General features: G+C 44.5%; 22 protein-coding genes. 10 read left to right on the forward strand and 12 right to left on the reverse strand.

What is annotated here, in order from left to right:
• The first annotated feature begins 56 nt into the window (after nt 1-56).
• The gene (locus tag DHAF_RS04140; RefSeq protein WP_005808449.1) at nt 57-818 is read left to right on the forward strand and encodes a peptidoglycan recognition protein family protein; all 762 of its coding nucleotides are present in this window, start codon (nt 57-59) and stop codon (nt 816-818) included.
• 111 nt (nt 819-929) lie between these two features.
• On the opposite strand, the gene DHAF_RS04145 is transcribed toward DHAF_RS04140, so the two are convergent.
• From DHAF_RS04145 to DHAF_RS04170, 6 genes are all read right to left on the reverse strand, one after another.
• Nucleotides 930-1940 carry a glycosyltransferase family 4 protein gene (locus DHAF_RS04145; protein WP_015943052.1) on the reverse strand — a complete coding sequence of 337 codons (1011 nt, stop codon included), beginning with the start codon at nt 1938-1940 and terminating at the stop codon, nt 930-932.
• Nucleotide 1941: 1 nt separating this feature from the next.
• Nucleotides 1942-2142, reverse strand: a complete 201-nt coding sequence (locus DHAF_RS04150; RefSeq protein ID WP_005808445.1) for a hypothetical protein — start codon at nt 2140-2142, stop codon at nt 1942-1944.
• Nucleotides 2130-3674, reverse strand: a complete 1545-nt coding sequence (locus DHAF_RS04155; RefSeq protein WP_011461866.1) for a hypothetical protein — start codon at nt 3672-3674, stop codon at nt 2130-2132. Before DHAF_RS04155 ends, DHAF_RS04150 begins: the two co-directional genes overlap by 13 nt.
• An 81-nt stretch (nt 3675-3755) precedes the next feature.
• Nucleotides 3756-4268: a hypothetical protein gene (locus DHAF_RS04160; protein ID WP_242659932.1), complete on the reverse strand. Its 513-nt coding sequence runs from the start codon at nt 4266-4268 to the stop codon at nt 3756-3758.
• 210 nt (nt 4269-4478) lie between these two features.
• On the reverse strand, nt 4479-5531 hold the full coding sequence (locus tag DHAF_RS04165; RefSeq protein WP_011461865.1) for a glycosyltransferase family protein: 1053 nt from the start codon (nt 5529-5531) through the stop codon (nt 4479-4481).
• A gap of 155 nt (nt 5532-5686) precedes the next feature.
• Entirely contained in the window at nt 5687-6511 is an 825-nt protein-coding gene (locus DHAF_RS04170) for a CAP domain-containing protein (protein ID WP_005808436.1), read from the reverse strand.
• Nucleotides 6512-6829: 318 nt separating this feature from the next.
• Here DHAF_RS04170 and DHAF_RS04175 point away from each other — a divergent pair, with 318 nt between their 5' ends.
• A complete protein-coding gene (locus DHAF_RS04175) occupies nt 6830-7978 on the forward strand; it encodes a DUF362 domain-containing protein (RefSeq protein ID WP_005808433.1) in 1149 nt (382 codons plus the stop codon).
• A gap of 16 nt (nt 7979-7994) precedes the next feature.
• On the opposite strand, the gene DHAF_RS04180 is transcribed toward DHAF_RS04175, so the two are convergent.
• Together DHAF_RS04180 and DHAF_RS04185 are read right to left on the reverse strand one after the other, a co-directional pair.
• Nucleotides 7995-8318: a nucleotide pyrophosphohydrolase gene (locus DHAF_RS04180; RefSeq protein WP_005808431.1), complete on the reverse strand. Its 324-nt coding sequence runs from the start codon at nt 8316-8318 to the stop codon at nt 7995-7997.
• A 117-nt stretch (nt 8319-8435) separates the two neighbouring features.
• Nucleotides 8436-9794, reverse strand: a complete 1359-nt coding sequence (locus DHAF_RS04185; RefSeq protein ID WP_015942731.1) for an IS1182-like element ISDha8 family transposase — start codon at nt 9792-9794, stop codon at nt 8436-8438.
• Between the two features lie 293 nt (nt 9795-10087).
• Here DHAF_RS04185 and cdaA point away from each other — a divergent pair, with 293 nt between their 5' ends.
• The 6 genes from cdaA to DHAF_RS04215 all read left to right on the forward strand — a co-directional run bounded on the left by cdaA (nt 10088) and on the right by DHAF_RS04215 (nt 18718).
• Complete coding sequence (cdaA, locus tag DHAF_RS04190) at nt 10088-10903, forward strand: diadenylate cyclase CdaA (protein WP_005808428.1); 816 nt, start codon at nt 10088-10090, stop codon at nt 10901-10903.
• 2 nt (nt 10904-10905) lie between these two features.
• Nucleotides 10906-12219: a CdaR family protein gene (locus DHAF_RS04195; RefSeq protein ID WP_015943054.1), complete on the forward strand. Its 1314-nt coding sequence runs from the start codon at nt 10906-10908 to the stop codon at nt 12217-12219.
• 57 nt (nt 12220-12276) lie between these two features.
• A complete protein-coding gene (locus tag DHAF_RS04200; protein WP_015943055.1) occupies nt 12277-13881 on the forward strand; it encodes an NAD(P)/FAD-dependent oxidoreductase in 1605 nt (534 codons plus the stop codon).
• Nucleotides 13882-14034: 153 nt separating this feature from the next.
• A complete protein-coding gene (gene glmM / locus DHAF_RS04205; RefSeq protein WP_011461863.1) occupies nt 14035-15372 on the forward strand; it encodes a phosphoglucosamine mutase in 1338 nt (445 codons plus the stop codon).
• A gap of 520 nt (nt 15373-15892) precedes the next feature.
• Nucleotides 15893-17716 carry a glutamine--fructose-6-phosphate transaminase (isomerizing) gene (glmS, locus tag DHAF_RS04210; RefSeq protein WP_015943056.1) on the forward strand — a complete coding sequence of 608 codons (1824 nt, stop codon included), beginning with the start codon at nt 15893-15895 and terminating at the stop codon, nt 17714-17716.
• A 297-nt stretch (nt 17717-18013) separates the two neighbouring features.
• On the forward strand, nt 18014-18718 hold the full coding sequence (locus tag DHAF_RS04215; protein WP_015943057.1) for a hypothetical protein: 705 nt from the start codon (nt 18014-18016) through the stop codon (nt 18716-18718).
• A gap of 122 nt (nt 18719-18840) precedes the next feature.
• On the opposite strand, the gene DHAF_RS04220 is transcribed toward DHAF_RS04215, so the two are convergent.
• Nucleotides 18841-19758 (reverse strand): PadR family transcriptional regulator, encoded by a 918-nt coding sequence (locus DHAF_RS04220; RefSeq protein WP_011461861.1) that lies wholly within the window; start codon nt 19756-19758, stop codon nt 18841-18843.
• Nucleotides 19759-20020: 262 nt separating this feature from the next.
• Nucleotides 20021-20878 (reverse strand): homocysteine S-methyltransferase family protein, encoded by an 858-nt coding sequence (locus DHAF_RS04225; protein WP_015943058.1) that lies wholly within the window; start codon nt 20876-20878, stop codon nt 20021-20023.
• 466 nt (nt 20879-21344) lie between these two features.
• Here DHAF_RS04225 and DHAF_RS04230 point away from each other — a divergent pair, with 466 nt between their 5' ends.
• Together DHAF_RS04230 and DHAF_RS04235 are read left to right on the forward strand one after the other, a co-directional pair.
• Nucleotides 21345-22286, forward strand: a complete 942-nt coding sequence (locus tag DHAF_RS04230; protein WP_011461859.1) for a cellulose binding domain-containing protein — start codon at nt 21345-21347, stop codon at nt 22284-22286.
• 177 nt (nt 22287-22463) lie between these two features.
• Nucleotides 22464-22994, forward strand: a complete 531-nt coding sequence (locus DHAF_RS04235) for a hypothetical protein (RefSeq protein ID WP_011461858.1) — start codon at nt 22464-22466, stop codon at nt 22992-22994.
• A 114-nt stretch (nt 22995-23108) separates the two neighbouring features.
• Here the strand turns inward: DHAF_RS04235 and DHAF_RS04240 are convergent, their stop codons facing one another.
• On the reverse strand, nt 23109-23330 hold the full coding sequence (locus tag DHAF_RS04240; protein WP_011461857.1) for a hypothetical protein: 222 nt from the start codon (nt 23328-23330) through the stop codon (nt 23109-23111).
• Nucleotides 23331-23342: 12 nt separating this feature from the next.
• The gene (locus tag DHAF_RS04245) at nt 23343-24437 is read right to left on the reverse strand and encodes a GerAB/ArcD/ProY family transporter (protein WP_011461856.1); all 1095 of its coding nucleotides are present in this window, start codon (nt 24435-24437) and stop codon (nt 23343-23345) included.
• Nucleotide 24438 lies beyond the last annotated feature (1 nt).

The following is a 24438-nucleotide window of genomic DNA, read 5'->3' on the forward strand; positions in this document are numbered from 1 at the left end:
ATAGAATAAACGAAGGATAGATTACAAGAAAAGGAGGGATTATTACGGGATACGAAGTGAAAGAGCAAATCCTAGTCAATAATCGACCTCAAGAGCCTCTGCAGCCTCAGGGTTTCGTGATTCACTCCACAGCGACACCTGGGGCTACAGCCCAAAATGAATTTAACTATTTCAACAGTCAGCACCGGGCTGCTTCCGCTCATTATTTCGTGGATTGGCTTGAGCTCATTCACGCTATTCCAGAAAACGAAGTGGCCTGGCATGCTGGGTATACGGCCAACCATCGTTTTCTGTCCGTGGAAATGAGCGAACCCCAGGGACATGATCCGCAAAAGTTCCAGGAAGTCTGGAAACGAACCCTTTGGTTGGTAGCTGACGCCTGTGTCCGCTACGGATGGACGACACACAATGTCTTCTCTCATCGGGATATATCTCTTACCTATGGAGAAACCAATCACACGGACCCTATCGATTATCTGAAAAGCTATGGTTATACCTGGGAAGACATGATCATGGCCTTGGAGGGAGAAATCGATGGACTACAGAAAATCAATATAGGGGGAGATGGCAAAGTGGAGCATCTAATCTTGGTAAGTAGAGGAGCGGATGAGAGAGCAGCAGGATACCTGGCGGATTATCTCCAGGCCCCCATTCTTTACTTGGATCGCTTGAGTAATGGGTACCTGGATTCAGCCAAAAAGATATATGTGGTGGGTGGAAATACTAAACCGGTGGATAGAGCTATTTTGATTTCTGGAACTGATCGTTATGGAACTTGCCAAAAAGTGCTGGATTTTATTCGGACCGGAAAGGTGTAAGCTGGAGAGAAAGCAAATCAGCATTTTACACGAAAAATTATAAAAGACGAGACTTCCATCCTTACGTCTCGTCTTTCTACTTCATTATTCATATGATTTAATCCTCATGGATTATTTATGAGCGGAACCCACCAACACATGTTTATAGGCTGCTAAGGTCATTTCCCCAATCCTGGACCAAGAGTAATGTTTTTGAATATGTTTCGTCAAAGGCTCTGGCGAGAAGGTCAGGGCCTTTTCCAAGGCTGGGGTCAGACTCTTTTCTTCAAAGGGATCCATATAGACGGCCATATCTTGAAAATACTCCTCAGTACACCCTTGGTCCGTGGAAAGGACCACAGCACCACATGCTCCTGCCTCTAAGCTGGATAACCCCGGTGTTTCAAACCAACTGGGCATGGCATGAACCTTAGCGGCGGCATAAGCGGAAGCCAGAAGCCGTCCCTGTATGGTGCCCAAATAAATTACATTGGGATAAACTTGTACTTCCTCAAAGTACTTCGGTTCATTAATGGGACCTGCCAGAACAAGAGTAAGACTTAGCTCCTGACAGCATTGGGCCAGCCACTTTTGGTTTTTGCGGGAGGAAATACGAGCCACCGAGAGAACGAATTTTTCCGGAAGTCCCGGACACTGCTCTCGGAAGTAAGTTCCATCAATGCCAAGATACTCTTGGGGAAATCCATTGGGAATGACCTTAAAGGGTGTTGTGACCTGGAAATCCCTTTGAATCTCCTCCATTTCCGCTTGACCGTTGGGAAGGAGCAGATCGCAATCCTGCAGCAATTGACTACGCCAAGGCTGATAGGATTCCCATTGCTCTAAAGCCACCGAGTTCATTTCAACTTTTTTTAAGTAATGATTCATGTTCCAATATATAGGGGATACCACAATGGGCTTACTTTGATTTTTAGCATTTTCAAAATACATGGCGGCATCCACTACCCGGGTAGCATTAAAAATATGAACCAAGTCATATTCTTCAAGCTGGACCTTGGGGTTAAGGGATAAAAAGACCTGTACCCCAAGGTTTTTTAAAGCTTGAGCTGTGGCCAGAAGCTGGACAGTGTCTCCCGCTGGGTTTTTGCGATAATCCTGACGGACTTGAAAAAGAACTTTCACACTAATATCCCCTTTGCAAGGCTTTGAGCAAGGTTTCAGCAGTTAGATGATAGCGCTGGGCCAGTTGTTCCAAAGTCATGTCCAGCAAGTAGTAGATGCCGCAGCCGGAGACAGGAATACCCAGTCTGCGAAAGTGAGGTTTCAACTGGGGATATTGCTTCAGTACATCCCCGTATTTCATAAGGCTGTTTAGGTTAACCATCGCTGCCAAAATCCTTTCTTTACAGCCGCTTCTTTTAGAGTTTGCATGTGGTGGACTTGGGTCTCCAGCTGTTGCAGAGCGTTTAAGGTTTGATCGTTTTTGCTTTTAAGCTCTTTGAGGAGCTCCAGTACCTCGGGAAGAAAATCCACCTTTTCGCTTAAGCATTCCAGATTACTGGTGATGTGTGTGGTACTTTCTTTCAAATCGCTGAAGATAAGGCTTAAATGATGAGAAGTAGCGCTATCATCAGATGTTTCCTGGGGACTGATCTGCCCGGTGGAGACAGGGAGGGGGGCTTGGGCGGTGCAAGCCACGGAATCGCTTTGTTCAGAGATAGCCTGAGTAGCGGTCCTCTCAGCCTCGGTTTCAGGAAGGGTCTTTTCATGGAAAGCAGCCTGTACGCTACTGTCCTTTTCAACATGTTGTAGGGTATCCGGGGGAAGGATATGGGGTGCAGTGAATTGATCGTTAGTTTGATGAACAGAAATCTGAGAGGAATCATTGAGAGGGGGGGTTCTAACCAGAGATAGTTCCTGGGCGAATAGGGGAGCCTCTTGACCTGTTATGCCCAACCAATGAGAATAAGTAGTTATTCCTTCAGTTTTTTGCGCAATGTGCAGGGAGAAAAAGTCGCCGGAATGAGCCAGAACGGGCTTCCAGCTTCTATCTTGAACCTGAAACAGTACAGCTTGATTGATATTTACTAACAGATTAAACATACCCTGGGATTCAATAACTCCTAAGCCTCTCCAGGGGCCTTCAAGATTAGTTGCCGGTGAGGCCTCAATTCGCCAGGTACTTTTAAAGTCATTTATTTTTCCTTGGACTCCGTGACCGATTTCAAAGCGATCGCTGGCCGGTTGTTTGGCTGCCCAGAAAAGATGTCCTTCATCCTGAGCGGTAATAACCGCCGTCATATCTACTACTTCACGGGGGATAGTAAGAACCTCCTGGCGTTTAGACCAGAGATAGAAGGTACCGTTAAACATGCTGGACAACAGAACGGAGCGTTTTCCCAGGAAGGTCATCATGAGGACGTGAAGATTAGAACGGGAATCCATGAGTACATGATATAAGGGATAGCGAGGATGGACCACTTCCCCCAGAAAGGCGGATTTCCAGGTCTGACCATTCCAGAAAAGGTGGGTGATGCGCCAAACATCAGGCAGCCCATAATGAGAGCTGGCATAAAAGATATGAATTACCTTGCCCGCTGGAAAGAGGAGCAGGCGATCAAAACGCTGGGTCCGGATATCCAATTTACCCAGAGACATGGTTTGGTGATGCCCGTCAGCCAGAATGACTGAGTAACAAAACTCACCGGAAACTTTTATGTAAGCAAGATGGATTTGTTGGGCATCATCAAGAATCCCTTGAGCAAGCAGGACGGATTCCTTTAACTCAAATAATGGGTGACCATTGGAAGAAGATAAAGTTAGCCCATCATTGTGTATCTCCAATAAGTAGGAAATGTTTTCATTAAGTAAAAGGAAGGATTGGGATGAGGAAGTATATGCGGGCAATAGGCACACCTCCTGTGATGTTGGACTAGGGCTGCCTAATGACAGCCCTAGCTTTTTTAGACGTTAAGAACAGTTGATAAGGGTGTAAGTTTAGGTGAGATTTACATACATTGGACCGGGAACAGGGCTGGGAAGTTGTGGGGGGAAGAAATCCGTAGGGAATGGGGTGAGATTTGGATTCAGGAAGTCGATACAAGGTTCCTCGGTGGGGAATTCTTCGCAGAATGGTGGTTCCGGGCAATACCCAAAGGCATCAATAGCCAGCTGCACAAATCCGGTTAGCTTCGCGATAACGAAAACCCCTACTGTGACAATTAAATCGTCTCCGGAAATGATGGCGGGAACCAGAATCTCGCTGCGAGTTTCAACTCTGAGGTTGAAATCGAACTCCGAACGGGTAGGCGGATAGTAAATCACGATGTCCTTGAAGATGTCAGGCAGACAGCCTGGAACGGTGAGGAGTTGCCCGGCGGCATTTCTTACAGTAGCAGTGAAGCAGACGCGCACGGTGAACTGAGCCCGGGCAAAATTTGGACGGCTGGGAATAGGGGTAATGACGATGCTCTCGGGAAGGATGACCCCATTTTGGAAAGTAATGTCCACAAAGGTGCACGGACCGCCACAATCTGGCAGGTCAATTGGGAAGTTTGGAAAACACTCTCTCTGTTGGCAACTAAAAAAGACTTTCTCGACAATTATGCATACTCTTTCGCGATAGGGGTCATATGGATAGAGGTCAGCCATGAGTTGTTTTCCCTCCTTTTTTGTATTTTCGGGGTATTCTATTCAAGTTTCACCCTAAGTGTTACAGGATTAGCCTGTGTAGAGCCCTTGCTTAAGGATTTTATTATGAATTTCTACGGCCCGCTTTTGCCAAGTGTTTTGCAAGGCGAAGGCCTGTAAAGCTTCTTGATCCACACTCTTAAGCAAGATCTCCCTAATACTTTGGGAGAAGTCTTCCGCAGTGGCGGCCAGGTTAAGGCCAGGACAGCAATCTTCCCGACGTTGCTCAGAGTCCCCGGTACTGAGGCTCTGGATAACTTTTTGGGCACCTATAAGCTCAGGCAAAGGAGTGGCTACAGTAGGTAAACCGGCGGCTGCATATTCATACAGCTTAATGGGATTACAGCCCATAGTCATAGGAGTCAGCTTAAAGGGAATGAGGCTGACATTAAAGCCGTGGAGATAACCGGGCAGGCTGTCATAGGATTTTAAGCCGAGATAGCTTACATTGGGGCTTTCTAGAGGAAAGCCCTTAAGCATTACTAAAGCACCAAGAAAAACAAAATGAAAATTCGGATGCTGTTCAATAACTCTTTTCAGCAGATCCCAATCCAGCCAAGGAGCGATAGCTCCGCTGTAGCCAATAATGGGCTGCCCTGTCGGTAAATCAAGAGGCCGCTTTTGGGGGGTGCAGAAATGAGCAAAATCCACCCCGTTGCGCAGCAGGGTTACCTCAGGATGTTGTGGTGCCAATTGATCGTAAAGACTCTGGGAGGAAGCAAAGACCAGCTTAGTTTGAGCGAGTAAGGGCTTTATGTAGGGCCCCCAGGCAGCGAACTCCTCCTTGGCTTCATCGGAGCAATCGAAAACCACCGCATCCGGTCGGTAGGTATCAATGAGATAGAGATGCTGGGGGAAGGTCAGCCAAAGAATGCGGGGTCTGGGATGGGCTAACGTCATGGGAGAGATTCCTTGACAGAGATAGAAGGAATCCCAGAGCTTTTTAACCTGGGGCTGAGGAAAAGCCCCGCGATCCTCGTAAAAGATGGTATACCCTAAGTAAGAAAGTTCCCGCATGAGCTGTTGAGGGCGCTGAACCATCCAGCTCCAAGGTAAAGTCCGTGGGTAAATTATGGTCGGCATTTTTTCACCTCCTTTGATACAGGGTGACAGTTCTTTTATTCCTGGCTTTAAACTATTTCTACTATAGACTATGTAAGAAATAAAGAAGGCGTAACCATGAGGTCACGCCTTTACTAATTTCGAGGGGAATTTAAGTTGTGGATTTCGTTTACTCGTTACAGCTGAGCAAAGATCTGAACGTAGTAGTTCCCGGAGTTGCTGCTGACCACACCTACTCCAATATGGGTATAAGCAGGATTTAAGATGTTTTTGCGATGACCGTCACTGCTCATGAAAGCCGCCATAGCTGCATCCACTGACATATTGCGGGCAATATTTTCTCCTGCGGAGCGGTATTGAATACCTGCGTTCTTCAGCATATCAAAGGGAGAACCATAGGTGGGAGAAGTATGGCTGAAGTAACTGTTGGTTTTCATATCCAGGGCTTTCATCTGAGCTACGTCCACCAAGCGAAGATCCACCTGCAAAGGAGAGAGGCCAGCTGCTGCTCTTTCTTTATTGATCTCGTTAATCATAGCTTGTTCTTGGGTACCGAGTGTGGTGGTTCCATTAGTTGAAGGGGTGGTCGGTTGGGTCGGAGCCGGTTGGGCCGGAACGGATTGGGTTGGTGCTGGTTGACTTGGTGCCGGCTGGGTTTGTACAGGGACTGTATTAGTAGGCTTTTCAGCCTCCTTAGCAGTAAATTTAAAATTCTTCAAGGAAATGACGCTGCCATACCCTTTAGTAGTGTTTACAAGCGTAGAACCGTTTTGGGTGGAATCGCTGGAACTATGATTCGAAGGAGTTCCAGGGTTACTCGGTGTGGTGGCTGTGAGGTTGTTCACCCAAGGTGTATAGGAACGGAGTGAAATGATAGAACCGTTAGAGCCACTTGAAGAATAAGAATTGCTCACCTTAAGCGCTGCTTGGACAGGGGCTGCGGCCACTGTTAACAAAACGGCTAAGGATACGCCAATAGTAAATTTTTTCGTCTTTTTCATAACATACCTCCAAATAGTTTCACAAACTAACCTGTTTCAGCTTAAAGTGCTATATTAGATTGTCCCTTTCAGGACAAATTGAGTATACCATTCAAAACTGTAAAAACCTACTAGAACATCTTACCAACTTTTTTCTGAGCCTGGAGTTGTTAGGTTGTTTTTGGATGACAAGGTTATCGATGGAAATTTCCTAAATTCGCACAAAAAAGGTATAATAGCTTTATCTTATTCATCTTTAAATACGATTCATAACAGCCTATTTGAAGGGGCCTGTTTCATAGATCCAAAAAATAATTCTCAGTGAGAGGTTGTGAGCTGATGGGCTCCAAAGTCGTCTTAAAATACTGCCCTGAATACACTTCCGGGGTAGAAGAGTTCTTAAGAAGCGGATTGCAGGAATTGGGAGGTATGGAGGCTTTTGTGAAGCCGGGTCAAAAAGTCTTCCTTAAAGTGAATTTACTTATGAAAAAACGTCCCGAAGAAGCAGTCACCACCCATCCCTCTGTGGTGGAGGCAGTTGTTCGTCTGGTTCAAGAAGTGGGGGGAATTCCCATTATCGGCGACAGCCCCGGGGGACCCTATACGGTAGGTGCCCTTCAGGGCATTTACGCACGCTGTGGGCTTAAAGAAGTAGCAGAACGAACAGGAGCAGAGCTCAATTTTAATGTGGGTCAGGAAGTGGTTACCCATCCTGATGGAAAGCTGGTCAAGAGCCTAACGATTACCAAAAGCGTCTGGGATGCTGATGTGATCATTTCTTTATCAAAGTTGAAAACACATGCTATGATGACTTTTACAGGAGCGGTGAAAAATCTCTTTGGAGTCATTCCGGGACTGCTTAAAGCGGAATATCATTTTAAAATGCCGGAGGTCATGCAGTTTGCGGATCTTCTCGTGGACATAGCCACTTGGGTTAAACCTGCTGTCAGCATCATGGACGGGATTGTGGGAATGGAGGGAGATGGCCCCTCAGCAGGTCAGCCAAGGGCAGTGGGAGCACTTCTCATGAGTGAGAACCCTTTCGCTTTGGATGTAGCGGCCACTCATTTAATCGGTCTAAAACCTGAGAATGTCCCCACCATCATGGCTGCCAGGGAGAGGGGCTTTGTCAGTCGCATTGAAGAAGTAAGCTTAGTGGGGGAGCCTCGATCCTTATGGCGTATTCAGAATTTTGTGGTCCCTAAATCTATGTCCGTAAACTTCATCGACCGTGTACCTCTACCATCGGGAGCAAGGCGATTTATTCTGAATCAGGTTCGTCCTAAGCCTCTTTTTAACCATGACCAATGTGTGGGATGTGCAGATTGTGTAAAGAATTGCCCGCCACAGGCATTGAGATTAAACGATCAAAAAAGGCCCGAGATCGATCTCGAGGCCTGCATTCGCTGTTTCTGTTGTCAAGAGCTTTGTCCCCACCAGGCAGTTGAGATTAGTAAGCCGGGATTGGCGCGAAGGCTATTTAAATAACTCCCATTGGGGAACACTATTCTTGTTCTTTTCGTGTCCAGCGGTTGCTGTCACGGACGCGATATTTTTCCATCATCCGGGCAAAGGCCTCCTCTAAATCGATGTTAAGGGAGTTTGCCATAGAAATGATAATAAAGAGGATATCGGCCATTTCCAAAGCCAGATCTCCTTCGGGTTCATCAGGCTTCTTCGGTTTTTCACCATAACGGTGGTTGACTTCCCGGGCCAGTTCCCCTACTTCTTCGGTCAGACGGAGCATCATGGATGAGGGCTGCCAATATCCTTCCTCGAATTGAGTAATCCAGTCATCCACTTGCTTTTGCCAATCTTTGATTTCCATGATTTAAAACCTCCCAGAGTTTTGAAGTAGTATTAGTTTTTGAGTTGAGTTAATTTCATAATGTTAGTCTGAAAATAGAATAGACTAACAGAATTTCGGAGCATACGTTTTTAAAAATTAAGCGGCAATTCTCATGGACTTGTTTAGTCGGTCAACTGCTAATTTGCAGAGGGTATAAGCAAGGATTGAAAACTGAAAATCTACTTGGGCACTTTTTCCGCGATGACGGATATTGTTGAGCTGGAAATACTCCTTTAGATACGCATTGACTCGCTCTACAGCGGTTCGTTGTTTGTAAAGCTCAAAGTAACGGTCGCTTCCCCTAGCTGGTACTGTGTACTTTCTGGGATCTGACAAAGTCTTAATCTTAAATACCTTTTGGCAGGTATCACTATCTTTGAGGGGACACTCCTGGCATTCCTTGGGTCGAGTGTATTTCAAAGTATCATAACGCGGATCATGGCTATCGTAGCGGTACGAATAACCCTTCTGGCATATTGGACGAAAATATTTATCATTGTCTTCTGGAAGTTGCTCGTTTCGCTTATTGTAATCAATGAGTGCCCGTGCTCCTATACATCTCGCTTGCTGGTATATGGGGATATAGTCATATCCAGCATCTGCGAGGATATAGGAGGGGTTCAAGTAAGGATGTTTTTCACTCAGCGCTTTAAGCAAAGGAATAGCCATTTTCCCATCATTTATGTTCCCTGAAGATAGTAAAGAACTTAAAACGTACTGACCCTTACAATCAACAAGGAGGTGCCCTTTGAAGCCATACCAGAACACGTTTTTTCCTTCTGAATTCTTTTTAATCCCCCATTGAGGATCAAGAGGAATGTGTTGTGCTAATTCTGTGAAGGTGCAGGAAAGTTGATCTTCAATCTTCTTCTCAAATATGGGGCGATTCTTTTCTAGCTCCTCTTGTTCCTTAAGCCATGCCTCTCTTTCTGATTTGGGCTTCCGTCCACGCTTTTTAGGAGTCTTTTCAACCGGAGTTTCTTCTTGCTTTTTTTCAGGCTTGCGATCTCTCGCTTCGATATGAGTAGCATCTATTGCCACAACACATTCTGGATCAATAAACCCTTCTTTAAATGCCTGAAGCACCAAATCATCCTGAGAGTTAGCCAAAACAGAGGAGTCATCTATCTTTTTGATCATTCGGCAATAAGATGCTTCGCTAGGAACCGAGTCAGCAAGCGTAAATCCACAGTCGAAACGAAATTCCAGGCTGTTTTTCAAACGCTTACGCAAGTCCTTAATTGTAGGGATTCTTTCAATGACTCGAATGATCAAAGAGTAGATCATAGCGGTGTAGTTTAGTTGAGTTGGAGCTCCGAAGATTGCCTTTTTTGAAACCGCCTCAAGTAAAGGGTTAATGTCCAAAGGCCCAAGAATTAGAGCATATGATTCTCTTGGAGAAGTTTCTAGTATTTCCTCCAAGGAAAATAGACGTTCTTGGCGAATATTAAACATCAGGGAGTACTCCTTTCCTACCTCTCGGTGTTTGGTTTTGGACGACTACAATTTCGAGATGTTGGGGAGGTACTCCTTTTTAATTTGTCAAAAAAAGCTGAAATATTAAGGGTTTCGAGTTATGAAACTAACTCAGTTAGAAAAAAATTAATAAATTATTAAGGTGAAGTGTGCTATACTATCCTTTAATTTACTCCTATTAAAGTGTAAAATAAATTCCTGGGACGAGCAAGGGATTCAGCCCCTCTATGCAGAATTGTATGGAGGAACAAGAAAAGCAGAGGAGGTAGACCGTGAGTCAGTTGCTTTCACAACTACAATCATCTTTTGATTGGCGAACAATACTGGATATTGCGGTCGTGGCCATTGTTCTTTATCAGCTCTTGATGCTGATTAAGGGAACTCGTGCTGTTCAGCTTCTTAAAGGAATCCTTGTGCTGCTTATTTTGTCCAATATTGCTCAGTTCCTGAAATTATCCACTATCAATTGGCTGTTGGATCGACTCTGGTCCATGTTCTTTATCGCCTTGCCGGTTGTTTTTCAACCGGAGTTACGCCGGGCTCTGGAGCAAATCGGCCGTGGTAAATTCTTCATGCGCCATCCCCAAACTGTGGGCAATGAGGCCATGGTTCAGGTAATCGATGAATTGGTGCGATGTGCTCAAGTTCTTTCTAAAAACCGGATCGGGGCACTAATGGTTATGGAGAGGACCACAGGCTTGCAAAACTATGTAGAGACAGGCATCAAAATCGATGGTGTGGTTTCTTCAGAATTCTTACTTAATGTGTTCATTCCTAATACTCCTCTTCATGATGGAGCAGTAATCATTCGCAGCGATCGTGTCGCGGCGGCAGGGTGCTTTTTACCCCTTTCCGAAAGCAATGCTATTCAAAAGGAACTGGGAACACGCCATCGGGCGGCCATAGGGCTCACGGAAGTATCCGATTCGGTAGTTATCGTCGTATCTGAAGAGACAGGAGCTATATCCGTAGCAATCGATGGGGTATTGACACGTTTCCTTGATGAAAAAAGCCTGAAAGAATTATTGTGCCGCGAGCTTCAAGTGGATACCACGACCAAGAGTTATGTACCCTTTTGGAGGTCATGAGTATGAAAGAGATGTTACAACGGAACTTAGGATATAAAACCATTAGTTTGGTCTTGGCTATTCTTTTTTGGCTTTGGGTAACCAGCCAAGGAAACAGCCAGACCCTGGATCGGGATCCGACCTTAACCCTCTCCTTGATCGCTAAGAATACGCCCGCCAACTCCATGATTATGACCAAGCTGCCCTCGGTGAGGGTTAAAACGGAGGGGTATAACCCCAGCATCAATGTCAATGAGCTTTTTGCTTATGTGGATCTCAGCGGCAGCGAGCCTGGTGAACATGACTATGAAGTAAAGGTTGAGCCCATTCCTAATATTAAGATCGTCGAAATCTCTCCTCGGGTGGTCACCTTACAACTGGATACAGTAGAAGAAAGAATGCTCCCAGTGACGGTGGAGGTTTCAGGAGCACCTGTTAACGGCAAAAAAGTCGGGGAGACAATCGTTAAGCCCAGTGTGGTCAATGTCAGAGGACCCAGCAGCCTTTTAGGTGAAGTGGATAAAGTTCTAGTGGAGCTTAGTGCGGCCGGAGCCAGCGAAACCTTACAAGTATCCCGCCCCCTCTTGTTCCGTGACAAAAATGGGTTAGCTATCTTTGGACCTGACCCCAGTGTGGAGACTATTACTTCAAGCCCTACCAGTGTTGATATCATTGTCCCCATTGTGGCAAAAGAGTTGGAAAGTAAAATGGTTCCACTTAACGCAACAACCACAGGAACACCCGCCGAAGGAAAAGAAGTACGCTCCATTCAGGTAATTCCCAGCGGAGTTCAGGTCTATGGTGAACCTGAAGCCCTTGCACAGTTCAGTGCCTTATCTATTGGTTCTGTGAATATCAACGGACTGTCTGAGACGAAAACTTATGAAATATCTTCGGACAAGGTGAGCTTACCTGAAGGCTTAAATTATGGGTCCAGAACTACTTTCTCAGTCATTGTGGAAATGGGCAGTGCCGTTCAGGATAAAACCCTCTATGATCTTCCCATTGTGCTTAGGAATCTTCCTGAGGATTTAGTCCTTGAGAAACCGCTTCCTGAAGTCAGTGTGACGATTAGGGCTTACCCGGAAATTCTCAATAACTTAACAAAAGAGCAGATTTCTCTCTGGATCGATGCGACCGGTAAGGCGGTAGGGGAGCATACCGTTAAGATCTACTGGCAGTTGCCCGCTGGTATTGAGATGGTTTCCATCCCGGATGTTACCTATACACTAAAGGCCAAAGAAGATCCCCCTAAAGAACCGGATAATCCGGGAACCCCAGGTAACCCGGGAAATCCAGGCAATTCGAATAACTCTGGTAACCAGCCGGTAGTGTAAGGTACCTCAGTAGTCTGTAAAGAAGAGATGTACCCTAAGTAAGTGGAGGTATACCCATTGAACCTCATATGGACAAATTTGCGGGTGCCAGTAGAAGAGGATGAGCGGCAGCTTCCTCTGATGATAGCCCGTAAGCTTAAAGTTTCCCAGCAGAGCATCTCCAACCTGCGGATTTTGCGCCGTTCAGTGGATGCCCGCAAGAAGCCTCAATTACTTTTTTCCTATACCCTCGGATTTTCTCTGGATATTCCGTATAAAGAAGTGAATCGCGTTTTGCATCGAGTAGCAGATCTCAAGCCTGAACCCCAGATTATGCCAAGGCCTTTTATGAAGCCCGAGAAAAGCTTAAAGCATCGTCCTATCGTGGTTGGGGCTGGACCAGCAGGATATTTTGCTGCTCTGACCTTAGCCAAAGGCGGCTATGCGCCACTGGTTCTTGAGCAGGGGGATGATGTGGAGACTCGAAGCTTAAAAGTGGAGAATTTTTGGAGAACAGGTCAGCTGGATACCGAAAGTAATGTTCAATTTGGAGAAGGGGGAGCAGGAACTTTCTCTGATGGAAAACTAACCACCCGCATAGCGGATCCTCGCATTACGGAAGTATTGGAGACCTTTGTAGAACAAGGGGCTCCTTCGGAAATACTTTTCCTGGCCAAGGCTCATATTGGAACGGATATTTTAAAAATTGTAACCCAGAGGCTTCGGGAGAAAATCCAATCCCTGGGTGGAGAGGTGCGTTTTCGCGCTAAACTCACAGGTTTACGCCATCAAAACGGAAAGCTTGTCGGCGTTGAAGTCAATCACCAGGAAGTCGTTCCAGCAGAGGCAGTGATCTTGGCTATCGGGCACAGCGCCCGGGAAACCTATCGCCTATTGCTGGCACAAGGAGTTCACTTGGAACAGAAGGCATTTGCCATTGGACTTCGGATTGAGCATCCCCAGAAGCTCATTAACACCAGCCAATATGGAGTGGAATTCCACCCCAAACTAGGCCCTGCCGATTATCAGCTGACGTACCAGGACACAACAACCGGGCGAGGGGCCTATGCTTTTTGCATGTGCCCCGGCGGCAAAGTGGTGGCCGCCGCTTCAGACCTGGAGCGGTTGGTAACCAATGGTATGAGCGAATATCGACGGGATACCGGGATAGCCAATAGCGCCTTGGTAGTGACTGTAGGAAAAGGCGATTTTCAAAGGGAGCATCCTTTAGCCGGAGTTGAGTTTCAAGAATATTGGGAGCACCAGGCGTTCTTAGCCGGTGATCGTGATTATAAGGCTCCGGCCCAAAGTGTCCGGGACTTCTTAGCAAAGCGGGTCACAGGAGATTTTCCTTTGCCTGCCAGCTATACTCCGGGTATTCAGCCTGTTGAGCTCCACCGGGTTTTACCACAAGCCGTGGGCGATGTACTGGATAGAGCGCTGCTTTCCTTTGAACGGAAAATTCAGGGCTTTGCCGGCGAAATGGGGACCCTGACAGGAATCGAAACCCGAACCAGTGCTCCCGTGCGTATCACCCGGGATAAGATGGGAGAAGCCTTGCATATCCAAGGGCTTTTTCCCGCCGGTGAAGGGGCGGGTTACGCCGGTGGGATCATGAGCGCAGCCGTGGATGGAATCCGCAGCGCCGAGGGAATCATGGCTCAGTATAACCCTGCAGATTGAATGAACCTTTTTGTGAAATATTACAAAAGAGAATCAGATATATTTATGTTTTAGAGTCTATTATTGAGGAATAAGATGATAATGACGGCAATGCTTTGCCTTAGTAATCCAGTATGCCCATAACCTAGTAGTATTATGGAAGGGGTAGTTTATTTGGGTAAATTGTTTGGAACGGATGGGGTACGGGGTGTGGCCAATAAGGAGTTGACACCCGATTTAGCCTTTCGTTTAGGTCAAGCCGGTGCCTATGTGTTGAGCAAGGAACACCCCCATCCACGCATTGTAATCGGCAAAGATACCCGGATCTCCGGGGATATGTTGGAAGCGGCTTTAATTGCCGGGATATGCTCTGTGGGAGCTGATGTATTAAGAGTAGGGGTTTTACCCACTCCAGGGATTGCCTACTTAACACGAACCTTAAAAGCCAGTGCTGGAGTCGTCATCTCAGCATCTCATAACCCGGTTCAAGATAATGGAATAAAGTTTTTTTCCTCCACAGGTTACAAGCTGCCTGACGCGGTAGAGGAAGAGATTGAAGATCTTGTCCATAGTCATGAAAAACCCTGGGCAATCCCCGTTGGCAGTGAAATAGGGCGGGTGATAGAGATCCAAGATGCTCAGCGCCGGTATATGGATTTTTTGAAAGGGACGGTGGGCTCCCTTGCCGGAATTAAGGTGGTTTATGATGGCTCCAATGGTGCCGCGTCTCACGTGGGGCCCCAAGTTCTTCGGGAGCTGGGAGTGGAGGTGATTCCTCTATCTGTTACCCCTGATGGAATCAATATCAATGCAGGTTGCGGCTCTACCCACCCGGAGGTACTTCAACAAGCTGTAATCGAGCATAAGGCCGATTTGGGGTTGGCTAATGACGGTGATGCGGATCGTTTAATAGCTGTAGATGAAAACGGAGAAATCGTCGATGGGGATTTCATCATGGTTATCTGCGCTTTAGCACTTAAAGCCAAAGGGCAGCTGATGGAAGATTCTGTCGTAGTTACTGTCATGAGTAATCTGGGTTTGCATATCGCTTTAAAAGAAGCTGGAATTAGAGTTTATGAAACCCAGGTAGGAGATCGTTATGTCATGGAAGAGCTCCTCAAAACAGGAGCGAGGCTAGGGGGGGAACAATCCGGGCATATTATCTTCCTGGATCATAACACCACCGGGGATGGCTTGCTTACAGCTTTGCAGCTCTTAGCAGTGCTTAAAGAGCAAGGAAAACCTATTTCGAAGTTGGCGGCCAAAATGCAGCGTCTACCTCAGGTACTGATTAATGTCCGAGTCAAGGATAAGAAGAAAGCTATGGAAAACCCTTATGTTTTCCAAAAGGTGGAGGAAGTTAAGCGTTTCCTGGGAGAAAGGGGACGGGTCCTCGTACGCTCTTCCGGAACTGAGTCCTTGGTTCGTGTTATGGTAGAAGGCCAGGATCATGAGCAGCTCATGGGTCTGGCTCAGTCCGTGGTGGATATTATTAAGCGAGAAGAGCTTTAAAGAATTTTGGTTAAATTTAACCAAAAGAAAATATTTACTGTAGATATTTTTCAAAGAAAACGTATAATGTTCATGTACCTCTATCTAATTGTGGAGCGTACATGAACATCCTTGATAGGGGAGATGTGTAAGATAAAAGTAAGAGCAAGGTGGATGAGTATAACAAAGAAAATCTGTGTGGTTAAGAACTGGCAAGTTTATACAGCGCCTGGACCGTAATCGAGTTACGAACTCGAATATCGATTAGGGTTGACGAGGAGGAGAGTTATCGAAAGACTCGGCGGATGCTCTCCCGGTGTCTTGACACCGTAAGCTTATTACAAAACCGTGAAGTAATTTGCGGGACAAAAGGTAAGCCTCAAGGAACGGGAGTAGTCTGCTCTTTTTTAGATGATCTCTTTGTTCATATAGCCAGAAAACTTTGAACCGCTCGGAGAGCGGTTTTTTATTTGGTATTATCTATAGAGACTTCCTTGCGTATGCATGCATGTGAAGCAGAATTGAGAGGAGAAAAGAGACTATGTGTGGTATCGTTGGATATATTGGTAAACGCCCGGCTATTCCTGTTCTATTGGATGGATTAAAGAAGCTTGAATATCGCGGGTATGATTCAGCCGGAGTAGCAGTCCTTGAGCAGGATGCTATTACGACCTGCAAGGCTGTAGGCAAATTAGCTGTTTTGGAAGAAAAGCTGGGAACAGATTTTTCTCAGACCTGTATCGGTATCGGACATACCCGGTGGGCGACCCATGGCCGCCCCTCTGATCTCAATGCACATCCCCATTTGGATACTGAAGCAAAATTTGCCGTAGTTCATAATGGGATCATCGAGAACTATATCGAGTTGAAGGAATGGCTGGTCGAACAAGGTCATACCTTCGTTTCAGAAACAGATACAGAGGTATTGCCCCATTTAGTGGAATATTTCTATAAGGGAGACTTAGTCGCAACAGTACGTGAAGTGCTCAACAAGCTCAAAGGTTCCTTCGCTATTCTGGTGATGAGCCGTCAGGATCCGGATATTCTTGTGGCAGCCCGTAAAGATAGTCCCATGGTTGTGGGATTAGGAGAAGAGGAATTCTTCGTAGCCAGTGATATTCCTGCTATCCTCAACTACACCCGCAAAACCTATATCATTGAAGATGGAGAGATGGTTATTCTCACTAAAAATGGGGTAGAGGTTACGGATTTTGAAGGAAAAGAAAAAGAAAAACAGCTTTATGAAGTGAAATGGGATGCCGTAGCGGCTGAAAAGGCCGGCTATGATCATTTCATGCTTAAAGAAATTTACGAACAGCCTCGCGCTCTTCGAGATACTTTGATCAGCCGCTTAGAAGATGACAAAGTCGTTCTTAATGAAGTGGACCTGACTGCGGAACAACTGAGAAGTTTCAGGAAAGTCTTTATCGTGGCCTGCGGTACAGCTTGGCATGCGGGTTTAGTAGGCAAAACTCTCATTGAACGTTGGGTTCGTCTCCCAGTAGAAGTGGACATCGCTTCAGAATTCCGCTATCGTTCTCCCCTGGTAGATGAGCATACTTTAGTCGTGGTTATCAGCCAATCTGGTGAAACTGCCGATACTTTGGCAGCCCTCCGGGAGGCCAAGAGAAACGGTGCCCGCATAGTTGCCATTACTAATGTAGTAGGAAGTTCTGTAGCTCGTGAAGCCCATGATGTAATCTACACCTGGGCCGGCCCGGAAATCGCCGTAGCCTCCACTAAAGCCTATACTACCCAATTAGAAGGGGTGGTCCTTCTGGGGCTTTATTTGGCTCAAACCCGCGGTACCCTGGCAACCGAAAAGATCCGGAAGATCATCACTGCCCTGCGCAGGCTCCCTGCTCAAGCCCAGGAGATCCTTGACGAGTCTGAGCATATTAAAGACTTAGCCCAGTCCTTTGTTGAGGTAGAAGATGCTTTCTTCATCGGCCGCGGCCTGGATTGGAATGTGGCTATGGAAGGTGCTCTAAAGCTTAAAGAAATCTCATATATTCATGCGGAAGCCTATGCTGCCGGAGAACTCAAGCATGGCACTCTGGCTTTAATCACCGACAAGACCCCTGTCATTGCCTTGGCTACTCAAATGGATGTCTACGAAAAGACTTTATCTAATATTATTGAGGTCAGAGCCCGTGATGCCCGAGTCATCGGTATCACCTTCAAAAGCAATAAGGATCTGGACAAGTCAGTGGATCGTGTAATCTACCTGCCCGAAACCATCGGCGAACTGGCTCCTATTCTCACTGTGATTCCAATGCAGCTCCTGGCTTACTATGTTTCCGTGGCCAGAGGCTGTGACGTGGATAAACCGAGGAATCTGGCTAAAAGTGTAACAGTCGAATAATTTTTTTGATGCTATTGATAAAAGCCCAGGAATGGCGCCGTTTTTCGTCGCTTGGTCCTGGGCTTCTCTTTAAATATCTTCAAGAAAGTACATACTTTGTATGGAATGGTTACCAATCATGTAGCTAAGGAAAAAATAAAGAATTCCTAACGATTCGTATTTTTTCTAAAAAATGTAGAGGTTAATTAGAATTGATGTAGAATTAATATAATATACAAAGTAATTAAATAATTCTCTTTTCTCCTAACTTCTTGAAATGGGATTTGCACATTATTATTTTGAAAGGAAGTAATGCCAATGGAGCAGAATGTGAAACCTTTTGAAAAGTTTTTCTCCGGTAGTCATCTTATTCTGGGTGAAGCAGGATCTGGAAAGACAAAATTAATATGGTCTATCCTTCAGGACAGAGAATATGTCAAAGAGAATTCAATCAATATTGTTCTTACAGACTCGGAGAAAAGAATGTGGCATGATTCTTATCAAAACCCCGTTACAATTATAAATCCGTATGATTCAGATATTTCTTGGGTTACTAATCCTAGCAAGCCAGGTATTTACTATTGTGCTTGTGATTATGCTCCAAGAATTATTACTTTTTTGGAGTGTTTAGCTACCTGGGCCGTTCAAAATGAAAGGAAATTTGAGCAAAAGGTCCGTGTTTTCATTGACATATCCTCAAAAATATGGATCCTTCCTGAATTTATTGAGCAAGTAAACAGACTGCACTTCATTGCAAGTAGTCAGGAAGATGATTCAATTGAAATTTGGGCAGTCCTGGGTAGTCTAAAGAAATTGACAAATCAGGCTAAACCAATCTTTGCCTGCATCAATCTGGTCCTAATGAATCCTATTTCTCCATCATGGATAGATGAGCTTAAAGATATAGTAGGTATCCAATGTGGAAATCTTCGGGATAAACTGGACGGCATCCGTGTTGATAAAAAAGAGGGGTATTATTACGCTCCCTCTGATGATCAGGAACTTTATTTCCAGTCCAATTAGTAAATAATTAAGGTTCGCAGTATCTCAAAATAATTAAGATATAGTCTAAATGTTCAAAATGGAACCCGTGGCAGAATCGGCAGTGATCCGGTTAATGCCACGGGTTTCTATATGCTTTCTGGCTATTCCAGAAGCCATGCTTCGGCTTCTTCTTTACTCTCATACATTCTAAAGTGGTTACCTTTATTGGTTTCCGCGGTCATTTCTCTAAATCGGCCCTTCTGCATGGTCTCTTGGGGAACAATAAGGACAATTTTTATGCCATAGTTACTGAACTTTTGAATAATACCGCCTGCTACTCCGGTTTTAAGATCGAAGAAGTCTTCGGATAAGGTTGTATAGTGGAGCATAAGCCTGCTCAACTCATGCTCCCAACATAAAGAGATAAGGTCAAGAGTATCGTTCTCTGTATTTAATCGGTTCTCAATCGAAATCAATTCGATGTATTTTTTGTTTTCTGTTTCTCTAATTTGATAATTCATTTTCTCTTTCTCCTCAATAAGTTGATGTTCATGCAATTTCCGACGGGTTTCTTGAACCCAATTTAATTCGTGACTATAAGTTGAAATGATGTTCTCCGAAATCATCTCCCAAATTAAGCTTTCTCTAGAGGTTCGATTAGGTGAGTGAAGAGAACGTCTGGCTTTCTCCTGCTGCAGAGCTAAGTGCAGTTTGAGTTCATTTTCATAGCTTGAGAGAGATTCATTTATTTCCTGGTCATTTAATATGTCTGACCAGGCAAGCTGCACTAAAAAAGTTTTTTTTATCTCAGGTACTTCAGGTGAGTGCAGTACCCATGTTTTGAGTTTTTTCAGACCTTCTTCGGTTATGGTATACACTTTTTTTGAAGGAGAGCTTTCCTGATGGATCACTTCATTGGTAACGAGCTCCTCTTCTTGCATTTTAATAAGAGCTTTATAAATTTGATTATTATTACCGGACCAGTACATGAAAGAGGATTCCTCAAAGATCTTTTTTAGTTCATATCCTGTAGATGGCTGCCAGCTCAGAATACCTAGTATTGCATGATCAATTGACATAAAAATGCACCTCGTTTGAAATAACATAGGTTAATTGTAACGTATATTAATGATGGCGTCAAATAGTATGATAATAGAAATAAAAAAACCGTGGCGCTAACAGGGAGAAATCCGATAGCATCACGGGCTTATTTAACTATAGTAAGTACGAAGCGTTAAGCGTCATCAATTTTAAGCAACCAGACGAATACCATCATTATGAAAATGGACCCATATGCTACGCTTTGATCTGGGTAACAGGAACTGCGATTATACAAAAAGGCTAATTATGTTTTAAACCCAACGATTCCTTTATGGCACTAATAAACTCAGGAGTCGTCCCACAGCATCCGCCAAACCACTTCACGCCTAGATTGGCCATAACCTGGATATATCGGGCGAATTCCTCAGGCTCCACATCATAGACAGTTCGGTCACCGATCAATTTCGGCAAACCAGCGTTGGGCTGAACTAAAATAGGTAACTGGGTGGAAGATACCATGGTTTCCACGATGGACAGCATCTCGCCAGGACCTAAAGAACAATTGACGCCAACAGCATCAACACCATATTCCTCCAGTGAAGTAACCACTGTCTTGATATCCTTGCCCATTAAAGTTCTTCCTTTTTGTTGAAAGGTAAATGTGCAAATAACTGGTAGGGAGGAATGATCTTTAGCTGCTCTAATGGCTGCGTGCGCTTCCGTTAGATCAAAAAATGTCTCGATTAATACCAGATCGACATTTCCTGTTAAGGCTGCTGCTTTAATTTGGCAAGCGTATAAGTCGTATACCTCTTCGAAAGATAAATCCCCTAAAGGCTCAATTAGTTCACCGGTTGGTCCCACATCTAAAGCAACCAAATTCTTACCAGCCGCTCTGCGGGCAATGGCAATAGCTGATTGGACAACTTCTTCTACGCTATATCCAGTTCCATTTAATTTTGTTTCAATAGCTCCAAAAGTATTGGTAGTGATAATGTTACTACCGGCCTTGATGTATTTCCTATGGACTTCTTCAATGACCTCCGGTCTCGTTATATTCAATACTTCCGGGGGCTGACCGGGGGCTAGGTCGTACTTTTGCAGCATGGTGCCCATTGCTCCATCAAAAATAACATAAGAATCTTTATCGAGTATCATGTAAAAACCTCCAGGCAAAGTATTGATGGCATATAATGTTCATTGTTCTCCTGATTCAATAGCTATCCCTTATAATAATAAAGAAGGTGGTTCAGATTCGCAAGCAAACCTTTAATAATTGAAATAAAATCAACCGTTTTTTATGCTGCTAATACATGCATATGCCTACCCAAGCATTGATATAAGACAAATTATGCATTGATAAACAATATAATAGTCCCAGGGGATAATCTGGGTTCAATAATAAAAAGGGCTGGAATTCCTTTATATAAAGCTAAAAATGAAGAAAGAAACAAATGCGTCATGGAGCTGTGATATTTCCATAATGTACATGTAGATCTTGGCTCACGAATCATGTTAATCTGCTTATAGTAATTCTAAATTTTGACCCGATTCAAATCCGGTTCTGAATGAGCATATATGTTTCATCAAGGGGAGAATCACCATGTTATGGAGGTGAGGTCGGGTGAAAAGGGTTATCCTTTTATTAGCGTTGATTTTAGCAATGGTGAGCTCGATTACGGCAGGGACCCTTGCGTCTTATACTGTGGCTATCGACAACCTGGCTGGAGGCAATGTGGTTGCCAAGGAGTTTATTTTCGTCGGCGAAGGAACGGATACCTTTCAAGAGGGCTTGAAAATAGCGCCTTCGGAGACTCTTCAATGGCAATTTAAAGTGAAAAACTATGAAAGACATGTGGTCACTGAGACCGATATGTACTATAAGCTTACTTTTGATGTATTTGCCTCTCCTGGCAAAAAGGCTATTGATCCCCTTACAGTAACCGTGAAAGATGGGACGGGGGCTATTCTTAACCAGATGACAGGGGTAGGGACATTTGACCTGCTTGGTGCCTTTCCACTTTCGGAAACAGGTCAAGAGCGAAATATTTTAGTAGAGATCGCTTGGCCCGATGGAGGTAAATCGGATAAGGATTATGCCGGAAAAGAGTTTGGCACCAGTATCATAGTGAATGCCCAGGCTTCCCAAGTGCCCTTGGACAGCAACCCAAACCCGGAAACTCCTGAAGGTCAGGTAAGTGTGCTTTATGAAACCACCACTCCTTGGCAGAACGGGCAAAGCGGAGAGTATCAATATCAATACAAAATTACCATTACCAACAATTCCTCTGTATCCATTGAAGATTGGTATATAACCTTCCTTCTCCAAAACGATCGATTGAATAATGCCTGGAATGCCAAGCTAATATCCCGTTCTGATGAAGGAATCTATCGATTTGAAAACCCAGCCTATAACAATGTGTCTATGGATAACATTTTACCTGGGCAAAGTGTGTCTTTTGGAGGTTTGGCCAGTGGAATGGGTACGGAAACCCTTCGGAATATTGGTGTTGGTGGTAGCAACACAAGCCTTATCACCAACGTTAATGTTATGCACCAGCCTTAATGAATCGAAGGAGGAGGGGATATGAGGGCAAAGGTTATTTTGATTTTTGCACTAATGGTTATGGTTCTTGGTTCCCTAATGGTGAGCACTCTTTCCAATTATAATAGCGTATCCAGTTTCGGAATAAGTATCACGCCATATTAAAAATAAAGCATAACATCATGGAGGTAATAACGAATGAAAAAGGTTCTAAGCATAGTTGCGCTAGCTTTAGTGGTATCCACATCCATCATTTCCGGAACTTTGGCTATGTATACTACAGACATTGATGCTTTGGCTCAAGGCAGTACAGTGGCTAAGGAGTTTATCCTGACTGAGGGGGGTACAGATACCTTCGTTGAAAATGTCAAGATTGCCCCTTCGGAAACCATGAGCTGGCAGTTTAGCGTCAAAAACTTTGAAGGTGCTGTAGTCAGTGAAACAGCTATGGATTTAGATATTGATGTAGATGTTGTGGCGGCTGACGGCAAAAAGGTCATTGCGCCTCTGGTATTTACCGTGGAGAATTCTAAGGGAGATGTGGTCGGTACTGTAAATTCTTTAGGTAAAGTGGAACTTAATGACGAGTTTGTTCTTAGTGCCCAGGGGCAGGAAAAGGTCTATACCGTATCCGTTAATTGGCCAAGCGATAATAACGTAGATATTAACTATGCAGGAACAGGCTACGGAACAGCTATTCAAGTCTCTGTAACGGGTACCCAAAAGTAATCTGCTTTACGGAAGTAAGTTTAAAAAGAAAATGGGTTTCACAGGCAAATAAGCGATAGATTCTGGAAGCGGAAGCGTTAGTTTAAACTAGTGTTTCCGCTTTCTGCTCTTTCATTAAGGATAGCTTAAATGTAATACTTCTTTAAAGATATAGACTAAAGCGTTGCTGGGATTGGGGACTTCAATACCCATAGCCAGCAGTAAGGATAGAATAAAACCAATCGACAGGAGAAAGGTAACTGTAATAAGTTCCCGCCAATATCTTTTTTGGATCAATTCCGGTAATTCGAATAATACCACCCCTAAAAAAACTATGACCAAGAGCAGAATACTCACCCTTTATCCCCCCTATGTGTGTTTGGGTAATTTTCGAACTTTAGCTAGCAATAATGTGAGGATAGGAAGGAAGACTTCAAAGGGAAGAGCAAAGAAAGGCCATACATCCACAGTGGTATCAATATTTAATAGAGAAGATTCATGAACAATTAAGCTTAAACAAATGCCGATAATTCCTAAGGGGACTACTAGAGGGAGATAAGAGCGCAAGCGGAGGAGCTGAGCTATGCCTAGAACCGTCACATAATAAAAGAGACTGCTCTTGATAAACAGCATAATAATCAAAGTAATAGCATACAGGACTTCTAACCGGGTAAGATAATTGCCGATATCGATTAAGCGAATACTCTCATAAGAAGGGGAAGTCAGGATGCCCACTAAAGAACCCAGCACCGTGGTATTGCGAATGATAGGCAAAAGCAAGAAAAGTGATCCAAAACAAAAGCCAAATAGGATAGAGTGTTTAATTTGTTTTTTATTATTGACACTGGGCAGGAAGAACAAGAAAATGACGATTTCCAGGTATGGAATGGTAATCATGATGTGAACGCCTTGGATAAAATCAAGCATGGGTGTGTCAAAAAGGGGAATAAGGTTTGAGAAATCCATCTCCGGAATAAGTAAAGTCATAGTTGAAAAAGTAATAAACAAAGTAATTACAACAAAGAGTGGATTAACTCGAGCAATAACCTCCAAGCCTAGTCTTACGGCCCAAGCACATACAAAAGTGAACATGAGCAGAACAATCCACATAGGAGTTTCAGGAAGAAGGTACGTTAGCAAAAAATCTCCCACATAAACCAGATTATAGATGAGAAGGTTAAAGATAAAGACGATGTAGGCTGCGGAGATTAACTTACCGATCAAAGGGCCGTAGACAAGATCATGAATCTCCAGCAAGTTGTTTTGCGGGAATTTCTGAGCAAGCCAGATATAGATTAAAACCATAGGCAGACTAAGAATGAATCCGATAATGACGGCAAGCCAATTATCTTGGTTAATGATTTGTGTGGAATAGGGCACTGTTACGAGGCCCCCTGTGACAAAACCGATGACCAAAAAGTTGAGCTGTGAACTCGAAATAATTTCCTTCTCAAGCTTTATCAAA

Source organism: Desulfitobacterium hafniense DCB-2, from assembly GCF_000021925.1.
GTDB lineage: Bacteria > Bacillota > Desulfitobacteriia > Desulfitobacteriales > Desulfitobacteriaceae > Desulfitobacterium > Desulfitobacterium hafniense.

What these genes read in the sequence shown, in the direction of transcription:
- DHAF_RS04150 (WP_005808445.1), bottom strand. Translation starts at nt 2,142, where the DNA reads ATGGTTAACCTAAACAGCCTTATGAAATACGGGGATGTACTGAAGCAA.
- DHAF_RS04165 (WP_011461865.1), bottom strand. Translation starts at nt 5,531, where the DNA reads ATGCCGACCATAATTTACCCACGGACTTTACCTTGGAGCTGGATGGTT.
- DHAF_RS04170 (WP_005808436.1), bottom strand. Translation starts at nt 6,511, where the DNA reads ATGAAAAAGACGAAAAAATTTACTATTGGCGTATCCTTAGCCGTTTTG.
- DHAF_RS04175 (WP_005808433.1), top strand. Translation starts at nt 6,830, where the DNA reads ATGGGCTCCAAAGTCGTCTTAAAATACTGCCCTGAATACACTTCCGGG.
- DHAF_RS04180 (WP_005808431.1), bottom strand. Translation starts at nt 8,318, where the DNA reads ATGGAAATCAAAGATTGGCAAAAGCAAGTGGATGACTGGATTACTCAA.
- DHAF_RS04185 (WP_015942731.1), bottom strand. Translation starts at nt 9,794, where the DNA reads ATGTTTAATATTCGCCAAGAACGTCTATTTTCCTTGGAGGAAATACTA.
- DHAF_RS04195 (WP_015943054.1), top strand. Translation starts at nt 10,906, where the DNA reads ATGAAAGAGATGTTACAACGGAACTTAGGATATAAAACCATTAGTTTG.
- glmS (WP_015943056.1), top strand. Translation starts at nt 15,893, where the DNA reads ATGTGTGGTATCGTTGGATATATTGGTAAACGCCCGGCTATTCCTGTT.
- DHAF_RS04215 (WP_015943057.1), top strand. Translation starts at nt 18,014, where the DNA reads ATGGAGCAGAATGTGAAACCTTTTGAAAAGTTTTTCTCCGGTAGTCAT.
- DHAF_RS04220 (WP_011461861.1), bottom strand. Translation starts at nt 19,758, where the DNA reads ATGTCAATTGATCATGCAATACTAGGTATTCTGAGCTGGCAGCCATCT.
- DHAF_RS04225 (WP_015943058.1), bottom strand. Translation starts at nt 20,878, where the DNA reads ATGATACTCGATAAAGATTCTTATGTTATTTTTGATGGAGCAATGGGC.
- DHAF_RS04235 (WP_011461858.1), top strand. Translation starts at nt 22,464, where the DNA reads ATGAAAAAGGTTCTAAGCATAGTTGCGCTAGCTTTAGTGGTATCCACA.